The following is an 18,366-nucleotide window of genomic DNA, read 5'->3' as shown; positions in this document are numbered from 1 at the left end:
TTCCCGCGCGCTAGAGTCCGGAGCACAGGGACGTTACTGATCAGTAAGGGGAGCGGCTATGCGGCTCGGCATCAATCTCGGTTACTGGGGCGCGGGTATGGACGGGGACAACCTCGCCGTCGCGCAGGAGGCCGACCGGCTCGGCTACGACGTCTGCTGGGCGGCCGAGGCCTACGGCTCCGACGCGCCGACCGTGCTGAGCTGGGTGGCCGCGCAGACCGAGTCCATCGACATCGGCTCCGCGATCATGCAGATCCCGGCCCGCCAGCCCGCCATGACGGCTATGACGGCCGCCACCCTCGACTCGCTCTCCGGCGGCCGGTTCCGGCTCGGCCTCGGGGTGTCGGGGCCGCAGGTCTCCGAGGGCTGGTACGGGGTCAAGTTCGACAAGCCGCTGGCCCGCACCCGCGAGTACGTCGAGATCGTCCGCAAGGCGATGACCCGCGAGCGGCTGTCGTACGAGGGACAGCACTGGACCCTCCCGCTGCCGGACGGGCCGGGCAAGCCGATCAAGCTGACCATCCACCCGGAGCGCGAGCACATCCCGGTGTACATCGCCGCGATCGGTCCGAAGAACCTGGAGCAGACCGGCGAGATCGCCGACGGGGCGCTGCTGATCTTCCCCTCCGCGGACCACCTGGAGGACACCGCGGTCAAGCACCTGCGGGCCGGCCGGGAGAAGGCCGGGAAGACCATGGAGGGCTTCGACGTCTGTCCGACCCTGCCGCTCGCGACCGGCGACGACGTCAACGGCCTCGCCGACATGTTCCGGCCGTACACCGCGCTGTACGTCGGCGGCATGGGCAGCCCCAAGCAGAACTTCTACAACCAGCTCGCCCAGCGGATGGGATACGAGAAGGAGGCCGCCGAGATCCAGGACAAGTACCTGTCCGGCGACAAGAGCGGTGCCGCCGCCGCCGTACCCCACAAGCTGATCGACCAGACCACGCTGCTCGGCCCGGTGGAGCGGATCGCCGACCGGATGCAGGCCTACGCGGCCGCGGGCGTCACGACCCTGACCCTGGCTCCGGCAGGCTTCACGCTGGACGAGCGGATCGCCGCCCTGCGCGCCGGTACGGACGCGCTGGAGCGCTCCGGACTCGCCTAGCCCCGGGGACTCGCCCCGGGGTGGCACTACGGCCGTGGTGGGGGCTCGGGGGCTCCCCGCCACGGCCGTCACGCGGAACAACGCGGCCGGGACGGTTGGGTTACGGGGCCTGTGCGGAAACGGTTCGCCGGAGCGGTGACGGGCCCGCCACCGGGCCCACGTTCGGCCCATGGCCTGCCGTCGGACTGCCGTCGTCGCCCGGAGGGCGGCCGCGCGGTGTCAGGTGCGTGCTTTCGGCGTGCCGGCCTCAGGTTCCTGTACTGGCCGTACTGGGGTCTGGGGCCGGTCGGCGAGAGCGCGTGGATGGCGCCGCGCGGCAGACGGCAGTCCGACGACAGGCCCTGGTGCGGTGGCCTTCCTGTTGCCCGCCGGGGCCGGGCGCATTTGACTGTCGCTCGGCGGATGCCGGCACGGAGGTGGCAGTGATGCTCTCGGCAAAGAACCTGTTCCAGGAGATTCTCGACGACGACGAGTCGTTCCGGCTGTTCTGCTCCATCGCCGCCGGCGGGGAGTCCCAGGGCGGCTGGGAGAACGGCCGCATCGCCGCCCTGGTGCCCGCGAGCCAGCGCGCCCTGGCCCCCAAGATCGCCCGGCACGGCGCCGACGAGGACAAGCACGGCCGGATCTTCGACGCCCTCCTGAGGAAGCGCGGTCTGGCACCCGTCGAGGTCCCCCACGAGACCGACTACACGATGCTCCTGGAGAAGTACGGCATCGGTCTCGCCCACGAGCAGCTGGGGCGTGAGGAACCGCTCGCCGAGGGCGACATCATCACCTACCTCGCGCACAGCCGGGTGACCGAACAGCGCGCCTCCGAGCAGATGCGGCTGCTGCGGAAGTACTTCGCGGACCACCCCGACCTGGGCCGCGCGGTCAGGATGATCTCGAACGACGAGGACAACCACCTCGCGTACTGCCACGAGGAGCTGCTGCGCTTCGCCCGGTCCGGACACGGCCGCACGATCCAGAGCATCCTGCGCGAGTGCGCACTCGGCGAGATCCGGGTCTACCGCGACGTCAGCCTCGCCGTGATGGACCACATGGGCCGCATCCTGGGCTGGCCGAGAGCCAAGGCCGCGGCCCTGGCGGCGGGCATCCATGCCGTCTACGCGTACGAGCGCCTGGTGGGCTGGCGGCGCATGGTCAGCCTCGCGCCGCCCGAGCGGCGCGACGCGCTGGGCGGCCCGGCCGTCCCGGCGCCCGAGTACGGCTGAGCCGGCGGGCCCGGATCAGAGCCAGCCGCGGCGCTTGAACTGGCGGTACAGGCCGAGGACCACGCCCGCCATCAGCACGATCACCGCCGGATAGGCCCAGACCCAGCGCAGCTCCGGCATGTGATCGAAGTTCATCCCGTAGATCCCCGCGACCATGGTCGGGACCGCCGCCATCGCCGCCCAGGCCGAGATCTTGCGCATGTCGTCGTTCTGCCGCACGCCCATCTGCGCGAGATGCGCGGACAGGATGTCCGAGAGCAGCCGGTCGAGGCCCTCCACCTGCTCGTTGGCGCGCGTCAGGTGGTCCTGGACGTCCCGGAAGAACGGCTGCGACTGCTCGTGGACGAAGGGCACCCCCGCGCTCGCCAGCCGGGCCATCGGGGCGCTCAGCGGCACGGTCGCCCTGCGGAACTCCAGCACCTGGCGCTTGAAGGTGTAGATGCGGGCCGCGGTGTTCTTGGAGTCGCCGGTCGCGGCCGGGGCGAACACCTCGGTCTCCAGCTCCTCCAGGTCGACCTGGAGCTCGCCCGCGACATCGATGTAGTGGTCCACGATCGCGTCACTGATCGCGTACAGCACCGCGGTGGGCCCGTGCTTGAGCACATCGGCCTCGGCCTCCAGCCGGCGGCGCACGGCGGCGAGCGGCGCGCCCTCGCCGTGCCGGACCGTCACGACGAACGAGTCGCCTATGAAGACCATCAGTTCGTCCGCGCTGACCGTGTCGCTCTGGTGGTCGTACACGACCGGCTTGATCACCGCGAACAGCGAGTCGTCGTACACCTCCAGCTTGGGCCGCTGGTGCGCGGCCAGCGCGTCCTCCACCGCCAGCGGATGCAGCCCGAACTCGCTGCTGACCAGCTCGAACTCCTTCTCCGTCGGCTCGTGCAGACCGATCCACAAGAACGCGTCGCCGGCGGCCCGCGCCTCGTCGAGCGCGTCGGAGAAGTCGGCGGGGCCGTCGGTGCGGCGCCCGTCCCGGTAGATGGCGCAGTCCACAATCACGGCGCGCATTCTGCCCTGCTCGGGTCCCGGGCGCACCTTTGCCCGGACGGCGGCCTACGCTGGCCGCTATGCCCACCCTGATCCTCGTACGACACGGACGCTCCACCGCCAACACGGCCGGGGTGCTCGCGGGCCGGACCCCCGGCGTCGCACTCGACGAGCGCGGCGCCGAGCAGGCCGCGGCGCTCCCCGGACGGCTGGCCGCCCTGCCCCTCGCCGCGGCCGTCAGCAGCCCCCTGCAGCGCTGCCGCGAGACGCTGCAACCGCTGCTCGACGCCCGGCCGGACCTGCCGCTGCACACCGAGGAGCGGATCAGCGAGTGCGACTACGGCGACTGGGCGGGCCGCAAGCTCGCCGAGCTCTCCGACGAGCCGCTGATGACGGTCGTGCAGCAGCACCCGTCGGCGGCCGCGTTCCCCGGCGGCGAGTCCATGAGGGCGATGCAGGCACGCGCCGTCGACGCCGTCCGGGAGTGGAACGCGAGGATCGAGGCGGAGCACGGTGAGAACGCCGTCTACGCGATGTGCTCGCACGGGGACATCATCAAGTCCCTTGTGGCCGACGCGCTCGGCATGCACCTGGACCTCTTCCAGCGCGTCCACGCCGACCCGTGCTCGGTCACCGCGATCCGTTACACCAGGCTGCGGCCCTTCCTGCTGAGGCTGGGCGACACCGGCGACCTCGCCCCCCTGGCACCGCGCGAACCCGCCCCCGACGAGGCGAAGGCTGCCGACGACGGGGCCGATGCCGCGGTCGGGGGCGGCGCTGGGGCACCGTGATCGCTCCGCGCAGTAGGGTGGACGCGCCGTAGGCGCCTTTCCGGGAGGACTCTCTCCCGGGCCCCGGCCGACCCCCTATCCGCGTCAAATCACAAGGGAGACAGGACGTGTCCCGTCAGGTGTTCCTCTACGACCCCCCGGACCGTTTCGTGGCCGGTACGGTCGGGCTGCCTGGACGTCGTACGTTCTTCCTGCAGGCATCCTCAGGCGGACGTGTCACCAGCGTGGCCCTGGAGAAGACCCAAGTCGCCGCCCTCGCAGAGCGGGTGGACGAACTGCTCGACGAAGTGGTCCGGCGCACCGGGGGCAATTCCCCGGTACCCGCGGTGGCCCCGATGGACGTCACCGACACCGCCCCGCTCGACGTTCCAGTCGAGGAGGAGTTCCGGGTCGGCACGATGGCACTCGCCTGGGACGGCGAGGAACAGCGCATGATCGTCGAGGCGCAGGCCCTGGTCGAGCTGGACGCGGAATCCGTCGAGGATCTCGCCGAGGCCGAGGAGCGGCTGCTCCAGGACGAGGAGAACGGCCCGCCGATGCTCCGGGTCCGCCTCAGCGGGGCCCAGGCCCGCGCCTTCGCCAAACGCGCCCTGGACGTCGTGAACGCCGGCCGCCCGCCGTGCCCGCTGTGCAGCCTCCCGCTCGATCCGGAAGGACACGTATGCCCGCGCCAGAACGGATACCGCCGCGGGGCCTGACCGACGCCGGGCGGCTGACCCTGCTCGGCAAGGGCGAGCTCACCGTCCTCGGACAGGTCGGGGGAGCCTCCAACGCGGTGCTGTACTGCTCGGTCGCGTACGAGGGCGAGGAGGCCACTTGCGTCTACAAGCCCGTCGCCGGTGAGCAGCCCCTGTGGGACTTCCCCGACGGCACCCTCGCCCAGCGTGAGGTGGCCGCCTACGAGGTCTCCGAGGCCACCGGCTGGGGCCTGGTGCCGCCGACCGTGCTGCGGGACGGTCCGTACGGCCAGGGCATGTGCCAGCTGTGGATCGAGGCGGCGCCGCAGGAGGAGGACGATCCGGGGCTGCTCGCGCTCGTCGAGGACGAGGAGCCGGGCGAGGGCTGGAAGGCCGTGGCCCTCGCCGAGGTGGGGGAGGGGAAGACCGCCCTGCTGGTGCACGCGGACGACCCCCGGCTGCGGCGGCTCGCGGTCCTCGACGCGGTGATCAACAACGGCGACCGCAAGGGCGGACACCTGCTGCCCGCGCCCGACGGCCGGCTGTACGGCATCGACCACGGCGTCACCTTCAACGCCGAGGACAAGCTGCGCACCCTGCTGTGGGGCTGGGCGGGCGAGCCGCTGCCCGCCGAGGCGGTGGAGGTGCTGGACCGGCTGGCCGGCGGGCTGGAGCCCGGGGCGGCACTGGTCACCCGGCTGGGGGAACTGATCACCCCGGCCGAGATCGAGGCGCTGCGGGCCCGGGTGGCGGGGCTGCGGTCCACCGGTCTCCACCGGGAGCCGAGCGGTGGCTGGCCGGCCATTCCGTGGCCGCCCGTGTAGGCGGGGCCCGGCGGGCGGCGCCCGGTGCGAGGGCCCGGCACCGGCCCGTCCCGGGCCCGTTCGGGGCGGGCGGCCGGGGGATCGAGGCACTCTTCGGAGCCGGGCGCAAGAGTGCCTCTTCGGACAGGAACCCCCCTCCGGTTCGTATCCGGAAGCCGCGTCCGGTTACGCTCGTCGCATGCATGCCTGGCCCGCTTCTGAGGTCCCCGCCCTTCCTGGCAAGGGCCGCGACCTTCGGATCCACGACACCGCGACCGGCGGACGGATCACCCTTGACCCCGGTCCCGTCGCCCGCATCTATGTCTGCGGCATCACGCCGTACGACGCGACCCATATGGGTCATGCGGCGACCTACAACGCGTTCGACCTCGTCCAGCGCGTGTGGCTCGACACCAAGCGGCAGGTTCACTATGTCCAGAACGTGACCGACGTGGACGATCCGCTGCTGGAGCGGGCCGTGCGCGACGGCAAGGACTGGACCGAGCTCGCCGAGAGCGAGACGGCCCTGTTCCGCGAGGACATGACTGCCCTGCGCATGCTCCCGCCGCAGCACTACATCGGAGCCGTCGAGGCGATACCCGGCATCGTGCCGCTCGTCGAACGACTCCGGGACGCGGGCGCCGCCTACGACCTCGACGGCGATGTGTACTTCTCCGTCGACACCGACCCGCACTTCGGCCAGGTCTCCAACCTGGACGCCGAGGCGATGCGGCTGCTCTCCGCCGAGCGCGGCGGGGACCCGGAGCGTCCGGGGAAGAAGAACCCCCTCGACCCGATGCTCTGGATGGCCGCCCGCGAGGGCGAGCCGAGCTGGGACGGCGCCTCGCTCGGCGCCGGCCGGCCCGGCTGGCACATCGAGTGCGTCGCCATCGCCCTGGACCACCTCGGCATGGGTTTCGACGTCCAGGGAGGCGGCTCCGACCTCGCCTTCCCGCACCACGAGATGGGCGCCTCGCACGCCCAGGTGCTGACCGGCGAGCACCCGTTCGCCCAGGCCTACGTGCACGCCGGCATGGTCGGCCTGGACGGCGAGAAGATGTCCAAGTCCAAGGGCAACCTGGTCTTCGTCTCGGCCCTGCGCCGCGACGGCGTGGACCCGGCCGCGATCCGTCTCGCCCTGCTCTCGCACCACTACCGCTCCGACTGGGAGTGGACCGACCAGGTGCTCGCCGACGCGGTGGACCGGCTCGCCCGCTGGCGTGCCGCCGTCTCGCGGCCCGACGGCCTCGCCGCCGACGCCCTGGTCGAGGAGGTCCGGGGCGCCCTCGCCGACGATCTGGACACCCCGACGGCCCTGGCCGCCGTGGACCGCTGGGCCGAGCGGCAGAGCGCCGCCGGCGGCCCGGACGAGGGCGCGCCGGGACTCGTCTCGCGCACCGTCGACGCGCTGCTCGGTGTCGCACTGTAACCACCCGCCGCATTACGTCCGTTCACCGGCTCCGAACTTCTTGATGAAGTTCGGGGCCGGTTCCGTTTTGTCCATGGTCAAATGCTTGGTGCTGCGCTAAAAGCGCTCTATGCAATCATCAACGCGCATCAGAACGGCAGTAGTTGCAGCGCTGCTGGGACTGTTCGCCGTCGTCTCGGGACCGGGTGGTGCCCGTGCGGATTCGGCCGCCCCGGCCGGGACGACGGTCGGCGATCTCACCGGCTTCTCGGCCGACGGACCCGTCTACCACCTGCGCGCGGGTACCGCCGAGGCCCGTGTCAGCTTCGTCTCCGAGGAGACCTTCCGGATCGAACTCGCCCCGGACGGCACGTTCTCCGACCCGGCCGGCGACGCCATCGTGCTGCCCCAGGGATCACCGCCGCGCACCCACTGGAAGGAGCGGAGCGACCGCTACGACCTGTCCACCGGCGATGTCACGCTGCGTGCCTACAAGTCGCCCCTGCGGTTCGCCCTGTACCGGGCCGACGGCACCCAGGTGTGGTCCGAGGCGAAGGGACTGAGCTGGGACGGCGAGAAGACCACCCAGACCCTCGCACGCGGCGGCGACGAGCAGTTCTACGGCGCCGGCATGCAGAACGGCCGGGGCAACACCTCGCACCGGGGCAAGACGGTCGAGGTCGGCGTCGACTACAACTGGGACGACGGCGGCCACCCCAACTCGGTGCCGTTCTACCTCTCGTCGGCCGGCTACGGCGTGTTCCGCAACACCTTCGCGCCCAACACCTACGCCTTCACCGACCCGGTGACCACCAGCGCGAAGGAACAGCGCTTCGACGCCTACTACTTCGCGGGTGACCCCAAGGACGTCATAGGCCAGTACACGAAGCTCACCGGCAAGCCGTTCCTGCCGCCGGTGTACGGCATGGAGATCGGCGACTCCGACTGCTACCTGCACAACGCCAACCGGGGCGAGCGCCGCACCCTGGACTCGCTGAAGGTCGCCGACGGCTACGTCGAGAACGACATGCCCAACGGCTGGATGCTCGTCAACGACGGCTACGGCTGCGGGTACGAGGACCTCGCACAGACCGCCAAGGGCCTCCAGGACCGGGACATGGAGATGGGCCTGTGGACCGAGGACGGCATCGACAAGCTCGGTGACCAGGTCAAGGCCGGCCAGCGCGTCGCCAAGCTCGACGTGGCCTGGGTCGGGGACGGCTACAAGTTCGCCCTGGACGGCTGCAAGGACGCGTACAAGGGCATCGAGGACAACAGCGACGCCCGGGGCTTCACCTACGCCCCGGAGAGCTGGTCTGGCGCCCAGCGCTGCGGTGTCCAGTGGTCCGGTGACCAGTACGGCACCTGGGACTACATCCGCTGGCAGATCCCGACCTACGCGGGCGCCACGATGTCCGGCCTCGCCTACACCACGGGCGACGTCGACGGCATCTTCGGCGGCAGCGCCAAGACGTACACCCGTGACCTCCAGTGGAAGATGTTCCTGGGCACCACGATGACCATGGACGGCTGGGCGGCCAGCGACAAGCAGCCCTACCGGTACGGCGAGCCGTACACCTCCATCAACCGCGAGTATCTGAAACTCAAGGAGTCGCTGCTGCCCTACCAGTACTCCTACGCGCACGAGGCGACGAAGAGCGGCGTCGGCATGGTGCGTCCGCTGGTGCTGGAGTACCCGGACGACCCGAAGGCCGCGACGGACGCGGCGAAGTACGAGTTCATGTCCGGCGAGGACTTCCTCGTCGCCCCGGTCTACCAGGACAGCACCGAGCGGGACGGTATCTACCTGCCGAAGGGCACCTGGACCGAATACTGGTCCGGACAGACCTACCAGGGACCGGTCACGCTCGACGACTACAGCGCCCCGCTCGACACCCTGCCGCTCTTCGTCAAGGGCGGCGCCAGTGTGCCGATGTGGCCGGGCATCCGCTCGTACAAGGACCGCACCGCGGGCTCCCCGCTCGCCTGGGACATCTACCCGCAGGGCAAGTCCTCGTTCACCCTGTACGAGGACGACGGCGTGACCCGGCAGCACCGCGACGGCGCATACGCGACGCAGACCGCCGAGGTCCGCGCCCCGGCGAAGGGCTCGGGCGACATCACCGTGAACATCGGTGAGAGCAAGGGCAGGTTCACCGGGAAGCAGAGCAGCCGCCCGTACGAGTTCAGTGTGCACACCGGCTCGGAGCCGAGCGCGGTGAAGCTCACCGGCAAGCTGCCCCGGCTCGGCTCGGCCGCCGCGTACGCGAAGGCGAAGCAGGGCTGGTGGTACGACCGCGACGACCGGGGCGGCGTGGTGAAGATCAAGACCGCCCCGCTGTCCACGGGCAAGAAGTTCTCGGTGCGGCTGGAGAACGCCAGCGCGGTCGGCGGACGGAACGCGGCCGCCACGGCCACCGTCTCGGCGCCGCAGGGCCAGGAGGCGGGCGCGGGCGCGCCGGCCACCGTCGCCGTCGACGTCACCGCCGGCAAGGCCGACGTCACGGACGCCACGGTCTCCCTGGACGTCCCCGAGGGCTGGCGGGCCGTCCCGGCCGGGACCGTGCGCCGGATTCCGGCCGGCACCACCCGGCGGGTCGAGGTGTCGGTGACCCCGGCGAAGGACGCGGCGCTGGGCGAGGCCCGGCTCACCGCACATGTCCGATACCGCTCGGCGGGCGAATCCCGTACTGCGGTCCAGCGGATCGCCGCCGCGGTGATGCCGCCGCCGCCCGCCGGTGAGGCCTGGGCAAGTGATCTGAAGTGGCTGAGCTCGGTCAACGGCTACGGGCCGGCGGAACGCGACCGCAGCAACGGCGAATCGGGCGCGGCCGACGGCGGCCCGCTCACGCTGGCCGGGAAGACGTACGAGAAGGGGATCGGCACCCACGCCGACTCCGACATCGAGTTCTACACCGGCGGACAGTGCTCGAAGTTCACCGCGGACGCCGGGATCGACGACGAGATCGACGGATACGGCGAGGTGGCGTTCTCCGTCGAGGCCGACGGCAAGGTGCTCTGGACCTCGCCGAAGGTGACCGGGGCGTCGGCGGCCGTGCCGGTCGATGTCTCCCTGGACGGGGCGCGCCATGTGCGCCTGAAGGTCACGGACACCAACGCGTCCAAGACCGGCGACCACGGCGACTGGGGAGCCGCGCGCTTCACCTGCGCCTGAGCCCCGCGGCGGTGCACGCGGGGAAAGAGGGGAGCCGGGCGGGTGTCGTCCACCCGCCCGGCTCCCGGCTGTCCGGATCAGTCCTCCGACGAATCCTCCGGCGAGTCGTCCCCCGGAGCGTCCTTCGGGGTGTCCTTCGGCGTCTCGTCCGGAGCCGGGCCCGGCCCCGTGCCGCGTGCGGGACCGCTGCCGGCCCCGCTCGCCGGACCCGGACCGCTGTCGGGACGGGCCGGTTTCGGCGGCCTGGTCCGGCCGCTCGACGTATCGCGAAGGTACGAGCTGTCGCCGCTCTCCGTCGCGTGCCCGCCCGGCCCGGAACCCGGACCCGGGTCCCGGCGCCGCAGATAGCGCTCGAACTCCCGGGCGATGGCCTCCCCGCTCGCCTCGGGAAGCTCCGCGGTGTCCCGGGCCTCCTCCAGCGTCTGCACGTACTCCGCGACCTCGCTGTCCTCGGCGGCCAGTTGGTCCACCCCGAGCTGCCAGGCGCGCGCGTCCTCGGCCAGTTCGCCCAGCGGGATGCGCAGCCCGATCAGGTCCTCCAGGCGGTTCAGCAGCGCCAGGGTGGCCTTCGGGTTGGGCGGCTGCGACACGTAGTGCGGCACCGCCGCCCACAGGCTCACCGCGGGCACACCCGCGTGGGTGCACGCCTCCTGGAGGATGCCGACGATGCCGGTCGGTCCCTCGTACCTGGTCTCCTCCAGGTCCATGGTCCGCGCCAGGTCCGGATCGGACGTCACGCCGCTGACCGGTACCGGACGGGTGTGCGGGGTGTCGCCGAGCAGCGCACCGAGCACCACCACCATCTCGACGCCCAGTTCATGGGCGAAGCCCAGGATCTCGTTGCAGAACGAGCGCCAGCGCATCGACGGCTCGATGCCCCGGACCAGGACGAGGTCGCGTGGCTTGTCGCCACCGATGCGCACCACCGAGAGCCGGGTCGTCGGCCAGGTGATCTTGCGCGCCCCGCCGTCCAGAAACACCGTCGGGCGGTTGACCTGGAAGTCGTAGTAGTCCTCGGCGTCCAGCGCCGCGAACACTTCGCCCTTCCACTCCCGGTCCAGGTGCGCGACCGCTGTGGAAGCGGCATCACCTGCGTCGTTCCACCCCTCGAACGCGGCCACCATGACCGGGTCGATCAGCTCGGGAACCCCCTCGAGCTCGATCACCCAGGCCTCCTTCCGAAGTTCCCTTGCGTACGGAACAACCTTACGGCTTCCGGCCACTCCCGCCGCAGCCCCCGCGCACGGCCGGGTGAACCCGGGCCACGAAGGTGCATCACCGGCCGAACCAGGGCATCAGGCCCGTCATACATCCGAGCTGTGCAGGGGCAATTTCGGCTCAACCCTGGACGTTGGGGCCTTCGGGACGCTATACATCGGATGACCAGAGCAGAGGTCCGATGTTATTTCCCCTGGGGGCGCGCATGAGTCAGACCGTCACGGACTTCGAGGTTCACGACATCCGTTTTCCGACCTCGGAACAACTGGACGGCTCGGACGCCATGAACCCCGATCCCGACTACTCGGCTGCCTATGTAGTACTGCGTACCGACGCCGCGGACAACGACGGTGGCGGTATCGAGGGACATGGCTTCTGTTTCACCATCGGGCGCGGCAACGAGGTGATGGCAGCCGCCATCCAGGCGCTGCGGCCCTACATCGTGGGCCGTCCCGTGCCCCGCACCGCGGCCGACCTCGGCGCGCTGTACCGGGACCTCACCCACGATTCCCAACTGCGCTGGCTGGGGCCCGAGAAGGGCGTGATGCACATGGCGGCCGGCGCGGTCGTCAACGCGGCCTGGGACCTCGCGGCCAAGCGGGCCGGCAGACCGGTCTGGCAGTTCCTGGCCGAGATGACACCCGAGGAACTCGTATCCCTCGTCGACTTCCGCTACCTCAGCGACGCCCTCACCCCCGAGGAGGCGCTCACCATCCTGCGCGCCGCCGAACCGGGCCGGACCGAGCGGGCCGAGCGGCTGCGCGCCGAGGGATATCCCGCCTACACCACCTCGCCCGGCTGGCTCGGTTACTCCGACGACAAACTGGTCGGACTGGCGAAGCAGGCCGTCGCCGACGGCTTCACCCAGATCAAGCTGAAGGTCGGCGGCGACCTCGGCGACGACGTCCGCAGGCTCGGGCTCGCCCGTGAGGCCGTCGGCCCCGACGTACGGATCGCGGTCGACGCCAACCAGCGCTGGGACGTCGCCGACGCGGTGGAGTGGATGACCGCGCTCGCACCGTACGACCCGCACTGGATCGAGGAGCCGACCAGCCCCGACGACATCCTCGGCCACGCCGCCGTGCGCGCCGGCCAGCCGGTCAAGGTCGCCACCGGCGAGCACGTCGCCAACCGGGTCGTGTTCAAGCAGCTGCTCCAGGCCGGCGCGGTCGACTTCGTCCAGATCGACGCCGCACGCGTCGCCGGTGTCAACGAGAACCTGGCGATCCTGCTGCTCGCCGCCAAGTACGGCGTGCCGGTCTGCCCGCACGCCGGCGGCGTCGGCCTGTGCGAGCTGGTGCAGCACCTCTCGATGTTCGACTACGTGGCGGTCTCCGGCACCTGGGAGGACCGGGTGATCGAATACGTCGACCATCTGCACGAACACTTCGCCGACCCCACCGTGATCGAATCCGGCCGCTACCGGGCCCCGGCCTCCCCGGGCTTCTCGGCCCGGATGCTGCCCGAGTCGATCGCCGCACACCGCTATCCGGAGGGCCCCGTATGGCAGGCCCGCCGCACCACTGAGGAGGACGGCCGATGACCGGCACACGCGACTTCGAGGGGATGAACGCCCTGGTGACGGGCGGCGCCTCCGGCATCGGGGCCGCCGTGGCGACCCTGCTCCTGGAGCGGGGCGCCAGGGTGGCCGTCCTGGACCGGGAGACCGCGGGCGCCCCCGAGGGCACCCTCGCGCTCAAGGCGGACGTCACCGACGACGCGGCCGTGCGCGACGCGGTCGGCCGCGCGGCGGCCGAACTGGGCTCCCTGCACACCCTCGTATCGAACGCCGGCATCGGGTCCATCGGCTCCGTCGAGGACAACCGCGACGACGAGTGGACCCGGGTCCTGGACATCAACGTCCTCGGGATGGTCCGCACCGCCCGGCACGCCCTGCCGCACCTGCGGCGCGCCGCCGCCGAGCGGCCCGGTGCCGTCTCGATCACCCAGACCTGTTCGATCGCCGCGACCGCCGGGCTGCCGCAGCGCGCCCTGTACAGCGCGAGCAAGGGCGCCGTCCTCTCGCTGACCCTCGCGATGGCCGCCGACCACGTGCGCGAGGGCGTCCGGGTCAACTGCGTGAATCCCGGCACCGCGGACACCCCGTGGATCGGCCGGCTCCTGGGCCAGGCCGGTGACCCTGCGGCCGAACGCGCCGCCCTCAACGCCCGCCAGCCGCTCGGACGGCTGGTCTCCGCCGACGAGGTGGCCGCCGCCATCGTGTACCTCGCCAGTCCCGCCGCGGCCTCCGTGACGGGCACCGCACTGGCGGTCGACGGCGGCATGCAGGGCCTGCGTCTGCGCCCCGCCGACAGCTGACCGGGGGTGCGGTCCGGACCCGGACAGCCCGGACCGCACTCCTCCTACCATCCGCACCACCTTCAGATCTCCGAGCCGGTACTCCACAAAGGAACGGGACACCAATGAGAGTGCGTACGACGAGTGCGGCAGCCTGCGCCGTACTGCTGGCCGTCACTGCCCTGGCGGGCTGCAACCGCGAATCATCGGACGACGGTGCGGCTGGCGGGAAGGTCGGCATCGACCTGCCGCGCAGCGACAGCGACTTCTGGAACTCCTACCAGAACTACATCCAGAAGGGGGTCAAGGGCGGCGATGTCAAGGCGCTGCCGCTGACCAACTCGCAGAACGACATCGGCAAGCTGGTCGCCAACGTCCAGACCTTCGCCGACCAGGGCGCGAAGGCCGTGGTGATGGCCCCGCAGGACACCGGTGCGATAGCCGAGTCGCTGAACACGCTGAACGAGAAGAAGATCCCGGTCATCAGCGTCGACACCCGCCCCGACAAGGGCGACATCTACATGGTGGTGCGCGCCGACAACAAGGCGTACGGGACGAACGCCTGCAAGTACCTCGGTGAGCAGCTCAAGGGCAAGGGCAAGGTCGTCGAGTTCCAGGGCGACCTGTCCTCGATCAACGGCCGCGACCGCTCCCAGGCTTTCAAGGCCTGCATGGACAAGGACTTCCCCGGCATCAAGGTGTTCGAGCTCGCCACCGACTGGAAGGGCGACGTCGCCTCCGCGAAGCTCCAGTCGACGCTGGCCGCGCACCCCGACATCAACGGCATCTACATGCAGGCCGGCGGGGTCTTCCTGCAGCCCACGCTCGCGCTTCTGGAGCAGAAGAAGCTGCTGAAGCCGGCCGGTTCGCCGGGCCACATCACCATCATCTCCAACGACGGCATCCCGGAGGAGTTCGACGCAATCAAGGCCGGGAAGATCGACGCGACGATCTCCCAGCCCGCCGACCTCTACGCGAAGTACGCGCTGTACTACGCCAAGGCGGCGCTGGACGGGAAGACCTTCAAGGAGGGCCCGACCGACCACGACTCCACCATCATCAAGATCCCGAACGGCTTCGAGGACCAGCTTCCCGCACCCCTGGTGACCAAGGACAACGTCGACGACCCGAAGCTGTGGGCCAACCAGCTGGAGAAGAAGAGCTAGCCATGGACCAGGCACCACCACCTGCCGTACAGGCGGAAGGCGTCGTCAAACGCTTCGGACCGACCGTCGCGCTCGACGGGGTGAAGCTCACCGTGCGGCCGGGGGAGTCGCACGCGCTCGTCGGCCGCAACGGCGCGGGCAAGTCGACCCTGGTCAGCGTGTTGACCGGGCTCCACAAGGCGGACGCGGGCACGGTCACCTTCGGCGGGGAGCCCGCGCCCGCCTTCGGGGACACCACGGCCTGGCAGTCGAAGGTCGCCTGCGTTTACCAGAAGTCCATGGTCGTCCCCGACCTGACCGTCGCGGAGAACCTCTTCCTCAACCGGTTCGACGACAACGCCCGCTGGATCAGCTGGGGGCGGCTGCGCAAGCGCGCGGAGCAGCTCTTGGCCGACTACGGCGTGCAGGTCGACCCGAACACCCGGGCACGCGATCTCGCCGTCGAGCAGCGGCAGTTCGTCGAGATCGCCCGCGCGCTGTCCTTCGGCGCGCGGCTGATCATCCTCGACGAGCCGACCGCCCAGCTCGACGCCCGCGGCATCGGGCGGCTCTTCGACAAGCTCCGGGAGCTGCAGAGCCAGGGAGTGGCGTTCCTCTTCATCTCCCACCACCTCCAGGAGGTGTACGAGCTCTGCACGGCGGTCACCGTCTACCGCGACGCCCGCCACGTCCTGACCGCTCCGGTGGCGGACGTGGCCAAGACGGATCTGGTGTCGGCGATGACCGGCGAGAAGTCCGGCGGCGCGGTCGCCTGGCACGCCGCCGGCGCCACCGCGCCCCCCGAGGCCTCGGCGGAGCCCGTCCTGAGCACCGAGGGGCTCACCCTGGAGGACCGGTTCGAACCGCTGGACCTCCAGGTGCGCCCCGGCGAGGTGCTCGGCCTGGCCGGATCCGCGGCCAGCGGCAACACCGCGCTGGGCGAGGTGCTGGCGGGCATGCGCAAGGCCGGCGGCGGCACGGTCCGGGTCCACGGCGAGACCGTGCGCTCCGGGAGCGTGCCGCACGCGCTGGCCGCCGGGATCGGATACATCCCCGAGGACCGGCACGACCAGGGCCTCGTGCTGCAGCGCAGCGTCGCGGAGAACGCCACCCTCACGGTCACCGACCAGCTCGGACCGTGGGGGACCGTACTGCCCTCCCGTACGCGGGAGTTCGCCCGGGGCATGATCGAGTCACTGGACATCAAGACCCAGGGCCCCGAGCAGCCCGTCGCCGGGCTCTCCGGCGGCAACCAGCAGAAGGTGGTGGTCGCCCGCGCGCTGGCCCGCAGGCCCAGCGTGCTGGTGGCGGTCCGGCCCACCGCGGGCGTGGACGTCAAGTCCAAGGACTCGCTCCTCGGAGTCGTCCGGCGGGTGGCCGACGAGGGCAACGCCGCGGTCGTCGTCTCCGACGAGCTGGACGATCTGCGGGTCTGCGACCGGGTACTCGCCCTGTTCCACGGGCGAGTGGTCGCCACGTTCGAAAGCGGGTGGGCCGACGGGGAACTCGTCGCCGCCATGGAAGGTGTGGGGGAAAGGGAATGACCGGCACGCTACGGCCGTCCACGGCCGACGACATCAACACGGTCCCGAAGGGCGGGCCCGGGGACGACAGCCCGCTGAGCCGGCTCAAGCTGATCCGGTGGAGCGACTTCTCGCTGGTGCCGGTGATCCTGGTGCTGATGGTGATCGGCTTCATCGTGTCGCCGGTCTTCCTCACCTCGGACAATCTGATCAGCGTCGTCCAGCAGTCCTCCGAACTCAGCCTGCTGGTCCTGGGCCAGGCCCTGATCCTGATCTGCGGACGGATGGACCTGTCCCTGGAGTCGACGATCGGCATCGCGCCCGTCGTCGCCATGTGGCTGGTGCTGCCCGGCGACGACGGCCGCTTCGCCGGCCTGGGAATACTCCCCACCTGGATGGCGATACCGCTCTGCCTGCTGGTGGGCCTCGTCATCGGTGCGATCAACGGCTTCCTGATGCTGAAGCTGCGGGTCAACGGCTTCATCGCCACGCTCGGCATGCTGACCATGCTGCGCGGACTCCACATCGGCATCACCGAGGGCAAGTCCATCACCGACGTCCCGGAGTCCTTCCGCTACCTCGGCAAGACCTCGTGGTTCGGCGCACCTGCCGCGGTCTGGATCTGCCTGGTGCTCTTCGCGATCGGCGGCGCGGCGCTGGCCTGGCTGCGCCACGGACGCTCGCTGTACGCGATCGGCGGCAACCCGGAAGCGGCGCGCGCCGCCGGTATCCGGGTCGACCGGGTCACCTGGATCGTGCTCGCCATCGGCGGCCTGCTGGCCGCCTTCGCCGGCATCCTCTACACCGGCCACTACGGCGCGGTCGCCGCGACGCAGGGCAACGGCTGGATCTTCCAGGTGTTCGCCGCGGCGGTCATCGGCGGCATCAGCCTCAAGGGCGGCCGAGGCACCCTGTTCGGAGCGCTGACCGGCGTTCTGACGCTCCAGCTGGTGGTCAACGTGATGACCCTCGGCGGCGTCCCGGCCCTCTGGAACCAGTTCCTCAACGGCGCGATCATCATCGTCGCGCTGGTCATCTCCCGCTTCGCGAGCGGCGAGAAGCAGGACTGAGGGGTACGCGCACACAGAACGCCGGCGGGGCTGATCTTCTCAGCCCCGCCGGCGTTCGAGGTGCGGGGCCGGGTGCGGAGCCCCGGAACCCCGCACCCCTGGCTACAGAGTCGAGCGCAGCCACTGCTCCACGCTCGCCACATGAACCGTCGCCCACGCCCGAGCTGCCTCCGCGTCGCGGTCCCGCAGCGCGGACACGATCGCCCGGTGCTCGTGGAGCGTGCGGCTCACCGCGTCCTCCTGGGTCAGACCGCGCCAGACCCGGGCCCGCGTCGTCGGCCCCGAGAGCCCGTCGAGCAGCGAGCAGAGCACCGAGTTGCCGGACGACTGCACGATGCCGCGGTGGAAGTCCAGATCGCAGGCCACCAGTTCCTCGACCGAGGGGCGGCTGCCCAGGGCGTCCAGCTGGGAGCTCAGCAGATCCAGCTGCTCCTCGCTGATCCGGCTCGCCGCCATCGCGGTCGCGGCCGGTTCCAGGATCCGGCGGACCGCCAGGAACTCCAGCACCGTGTCGTCGCGGTGGAAGTCCACCACGAAGCTCAGTGCCTCCAGCAGCAGTTGCGGATCCAGACTGGTGACATACGTGCCGTCGCCCTGCCGCACGTCGAGAATGCGGATCAGCGACAGGGCGCGCACCGCCTCCCGCAGCGAGTTGCGGGACAGGCCGAGCTCCGCGGCGAGTTCGCTCTCCTTGGGGAGACGATCGCCGGGCCGTAGCGCACCCGAGACGATCATTCCCTTGATCTTCTCGATGGCCTCGTCAGTGACAGCCATGGGCGACCTCCAGACATCCGATGTATCGCCCCCATTATGCGTCCCCGGAGGCGGCTGATACGCCCTTCGGGGCAACCGGTACGGCGTCACTCACGAGATGCGGGGGTGTTTCGGACGGTTCTGGGCGGCGGAGTCCGAAAGCGTTCACCGCCCGCACGCACGGGAGGGGGCG

General features: G+C 70.8%; 15 protein-coding genes. 12 read left to right on the top strand and 3 right to left on the bottom strand.

Annotated elements, in window-relative coordinates; all coding sequences use genetic code 11:
• Positions 1–58: 58 nt before the first annotated feature.
• Together ACGFU6_RS28030 and ACGFU6_RS28025 are read left to right on the top strand one after the other, a co-directional pair.
• Positions 59–1,108: an LLM class F420-dependent oxidoreductase gene (locus ACGFU6_RS28030; protein ID WP_393614840.1), complete on the top strand. Its 1,050-nt coding sequence runs from the start codon at positions 59–61 to the stop codon at positions 1,106–1,108.
• A gap of 425 nt (positions 1,109–1,533) precedes the next feature.
• Complete coding sequence (locus ACGFU6_RS28025) at positions 1,534–2,322, top strand: ferritin-like domain-containing protein (RefSeq protein ID WP_393614838.1); 789 nt, start codon at positions 1,534–1,536, stop codon at positions 2,320–2,322.
• 15 nt (positions 2,323–2,337) lie between these two features.
• On the opposite strand, the gene corA is transcribed toward ACGFU6_RS28025, so the two are convergent.
• Positions 2,338–3,333, bottom strand: coding sequence for a magnesium/cobalt transporter CorA (gene corA / locus ACGFU6_RS28020; RefSeq protein WP_393614837.1), 996 nt, complete (start codon positions 3,331–3,333; stop codon positions 2,338–2,340).
• A 59-nt stretch (positions 3,334–3,392) separates the two neighbouring features.
• Here corA and ACGFU6_RS28015 point away from each other — a divergent pair, with 59 nt between their 5' ends.
• The 5 genes from ACGFU6_RS28015 to ACGFU6_RS27995 all read left to right on the top strand — a co-directional run bounded on the left by ACGFU6_RS28015 (position 3,393) and on the right by ACGFU6_RS27995 (position 10,166).
• Positions 3,393–4,103, top strand: a complete 711-nt coding sequence (locus ACGFU6_RS28015; protein WP_393614835.1) for a histidine phosphatase family protein — start codon at positions 3,393–3,395, stop codon at positions 4,101–4,103.
• A 107-nt stretch (positions 4,104–4,210) separates the two neighbouring features.
• Entirely contained in the window at positions 4,211–4,801 is a 591-nt protein-coding gene (locus ACGFU6_RS28010) for a DUF3090 domain-containing protein (protein ID WP_123528141.1), read from the top strand.
• Positions 4,765–5,604 carry an SCO1664 family protein gene (locus ACGFU6_RS28005; protein WP_393614833.1) on the top strand — a complete coding sequence of 280 codons (840 nt, stop codon included), beginning with the start codon at positions 4,765–4,767 and terminating at the stop codon, positions 5,602–5,604. Before ACGFU6_RS28010 ends, ACGFU6_RS28005 begins: the two co-directional genes overlap by 37 nt.
• A gap of 178 nt (positions 5,605–5,782) precedes the next feature.
• A complete protein-coding gene (gene mshC / locus ACGFU6_RS28000; protein ID WP_393614832.1) occupies positions 5,783–7,012 on the top strand; it encodes a cysteine--1-D-myo-inosityl 2-amino-2-deoxy-alpha-D-glucopyranoside ligase in 1,230 nt (409 codons plus the stop codon).
• Positions 7,013–7,121: 109 nt separating this feature from the next.
• Positions 7,122–10,166, top strand: coding sequence for an NPCBM/NEW2 domain-containing protein (locus ACGFU6_RS27995; RefSeq protein ID WP_393614830.1), 3,045 nt, complete (start codon positions 7,122–7,124; stop codon positions 10,164–10,166).
• A 77-nt stretch (positions 10,167–10,243) separates the two neighbouring features.
• Here ACGFU6_RS27995 and ACGFU6_RS27990 read toward each other — a convergent pair whose 3' ends face one another.
• The gene (locus ACGFU6_RS27990) at positions 10,244–11,332 is read right to left on the bottom strand and encodes a PAC2 family protein (protein ID WP_393614828.1); all 1,089 of its coding nucleotides are present in this window, start codon (positions 11,330–11,332) and stop codon (positions 10,244–10,246) included.
• Positions 11,333–11,589: 257 nt separating this feature from the next.
• Between ACGFU6_RS27990 and ACGFU6_RS27985 the strand changes: the two genes are divergently transcribed.
• The 5 genes from ACGFU6_RS27985 (at position 11,590) to ACGFU6_RS27965 (ending at position 17,420) form a co-directional block, all read left to right on the top strand.
• Positions 11,590–12,927 (top strand): L-fuconate dehydratase, encoded by a 1,338-nt coding sequence (locus ACGFU6_RS27985; protein WP_393614826.1) that lies wholly within the window; start codon positions 11,590–11,592, stop codon positions 12,925–12,927.
• A complete protein-coding gene (locus tag ACGFU6_RS27980) occupies positions 12,924–13,703 on the top strand; it encodes an SDR family NAD(P)-dependent oxidoreductase (RefSeq protein WP_393614824.1) in 780 nt (259 codons plus the stop codon). The genes ACGFU6_RS27985 and ACGFU6_RS27980 overlap by 4 nt, the downstream gene beginning before the upstream one ends.
• Positions 13,704–13,807: 104 nt before the next feature.
• Positions 13,808–14,848 (top strand): sugar ABC transporter substrate-binding protein, encoded by a 1,041-nt coding sequence (locus ACGFU6_RS27975; RefSeq protein ID WP_393614822.1) that lies wholly within the window; start codon positions 13,808–13,810, stop codon positions 14,846–14,848.
• 2 nt (positions 14,849–14,850) lie between these two features.
• Positions 14,851–16,371 (top strand): sugar ABC transporter ATP-binding protein, encoded by a 1,521-nt coding sequence (locus ACGFU6_RS27970; RefSeq protein ID WP_393614821.1) that lies wholly within the window; start codon positions 14,851–14,853, stop codon positions 16,369–16,371.
• Positions 16,368–17,420 (top strand): ABC transporter permease, encoded by a 1,053-nt coding sequence (locus ACGFU6_RS27965; protein WP_123528150.1) that lies wholly within the window; start codon positions 16,368–16,370, stop codon positions 17,418–17,420. Before ACGFU6_RS27970 ends, ACGFU6_RS27965 begins: the two co-directional genes overlap by 4 nt.
• A 102-nt stretch (positions 17,421–17,522) precedes the next feature.
• Here the strand turns inward: ACGFU6_RS27965 and ACGFU6_RS27960 are convergent, their stop codons facing one another.
• Positions 17,523–18,194, bottom strand: a complete 672-nt coding sequence (locus ACGFU6_RS27960) for a FadR/GntR family transcriptional regulator (protein ID WP_123528151.1) — start codon at positions 18,192–18,194, stop codon at positions 17,523–17,525.
• Positions 18,195–18,366 lie beyond the last annotated feature (172 nt).

It is taken from the genome of Streptomyces sp. NPDC048462 (assembly GCF_043200175.1).
In the GTDB taxonomy this organism is placed as follows: domain Bacteria; phylum Actinomycetota; class Actinomycetes; order Streptomycetales; family Streptomycetaceae; genus Streptomyces.
This window is presented reverse-complemented; position numbering and strand designations above follow the sequence as displayed.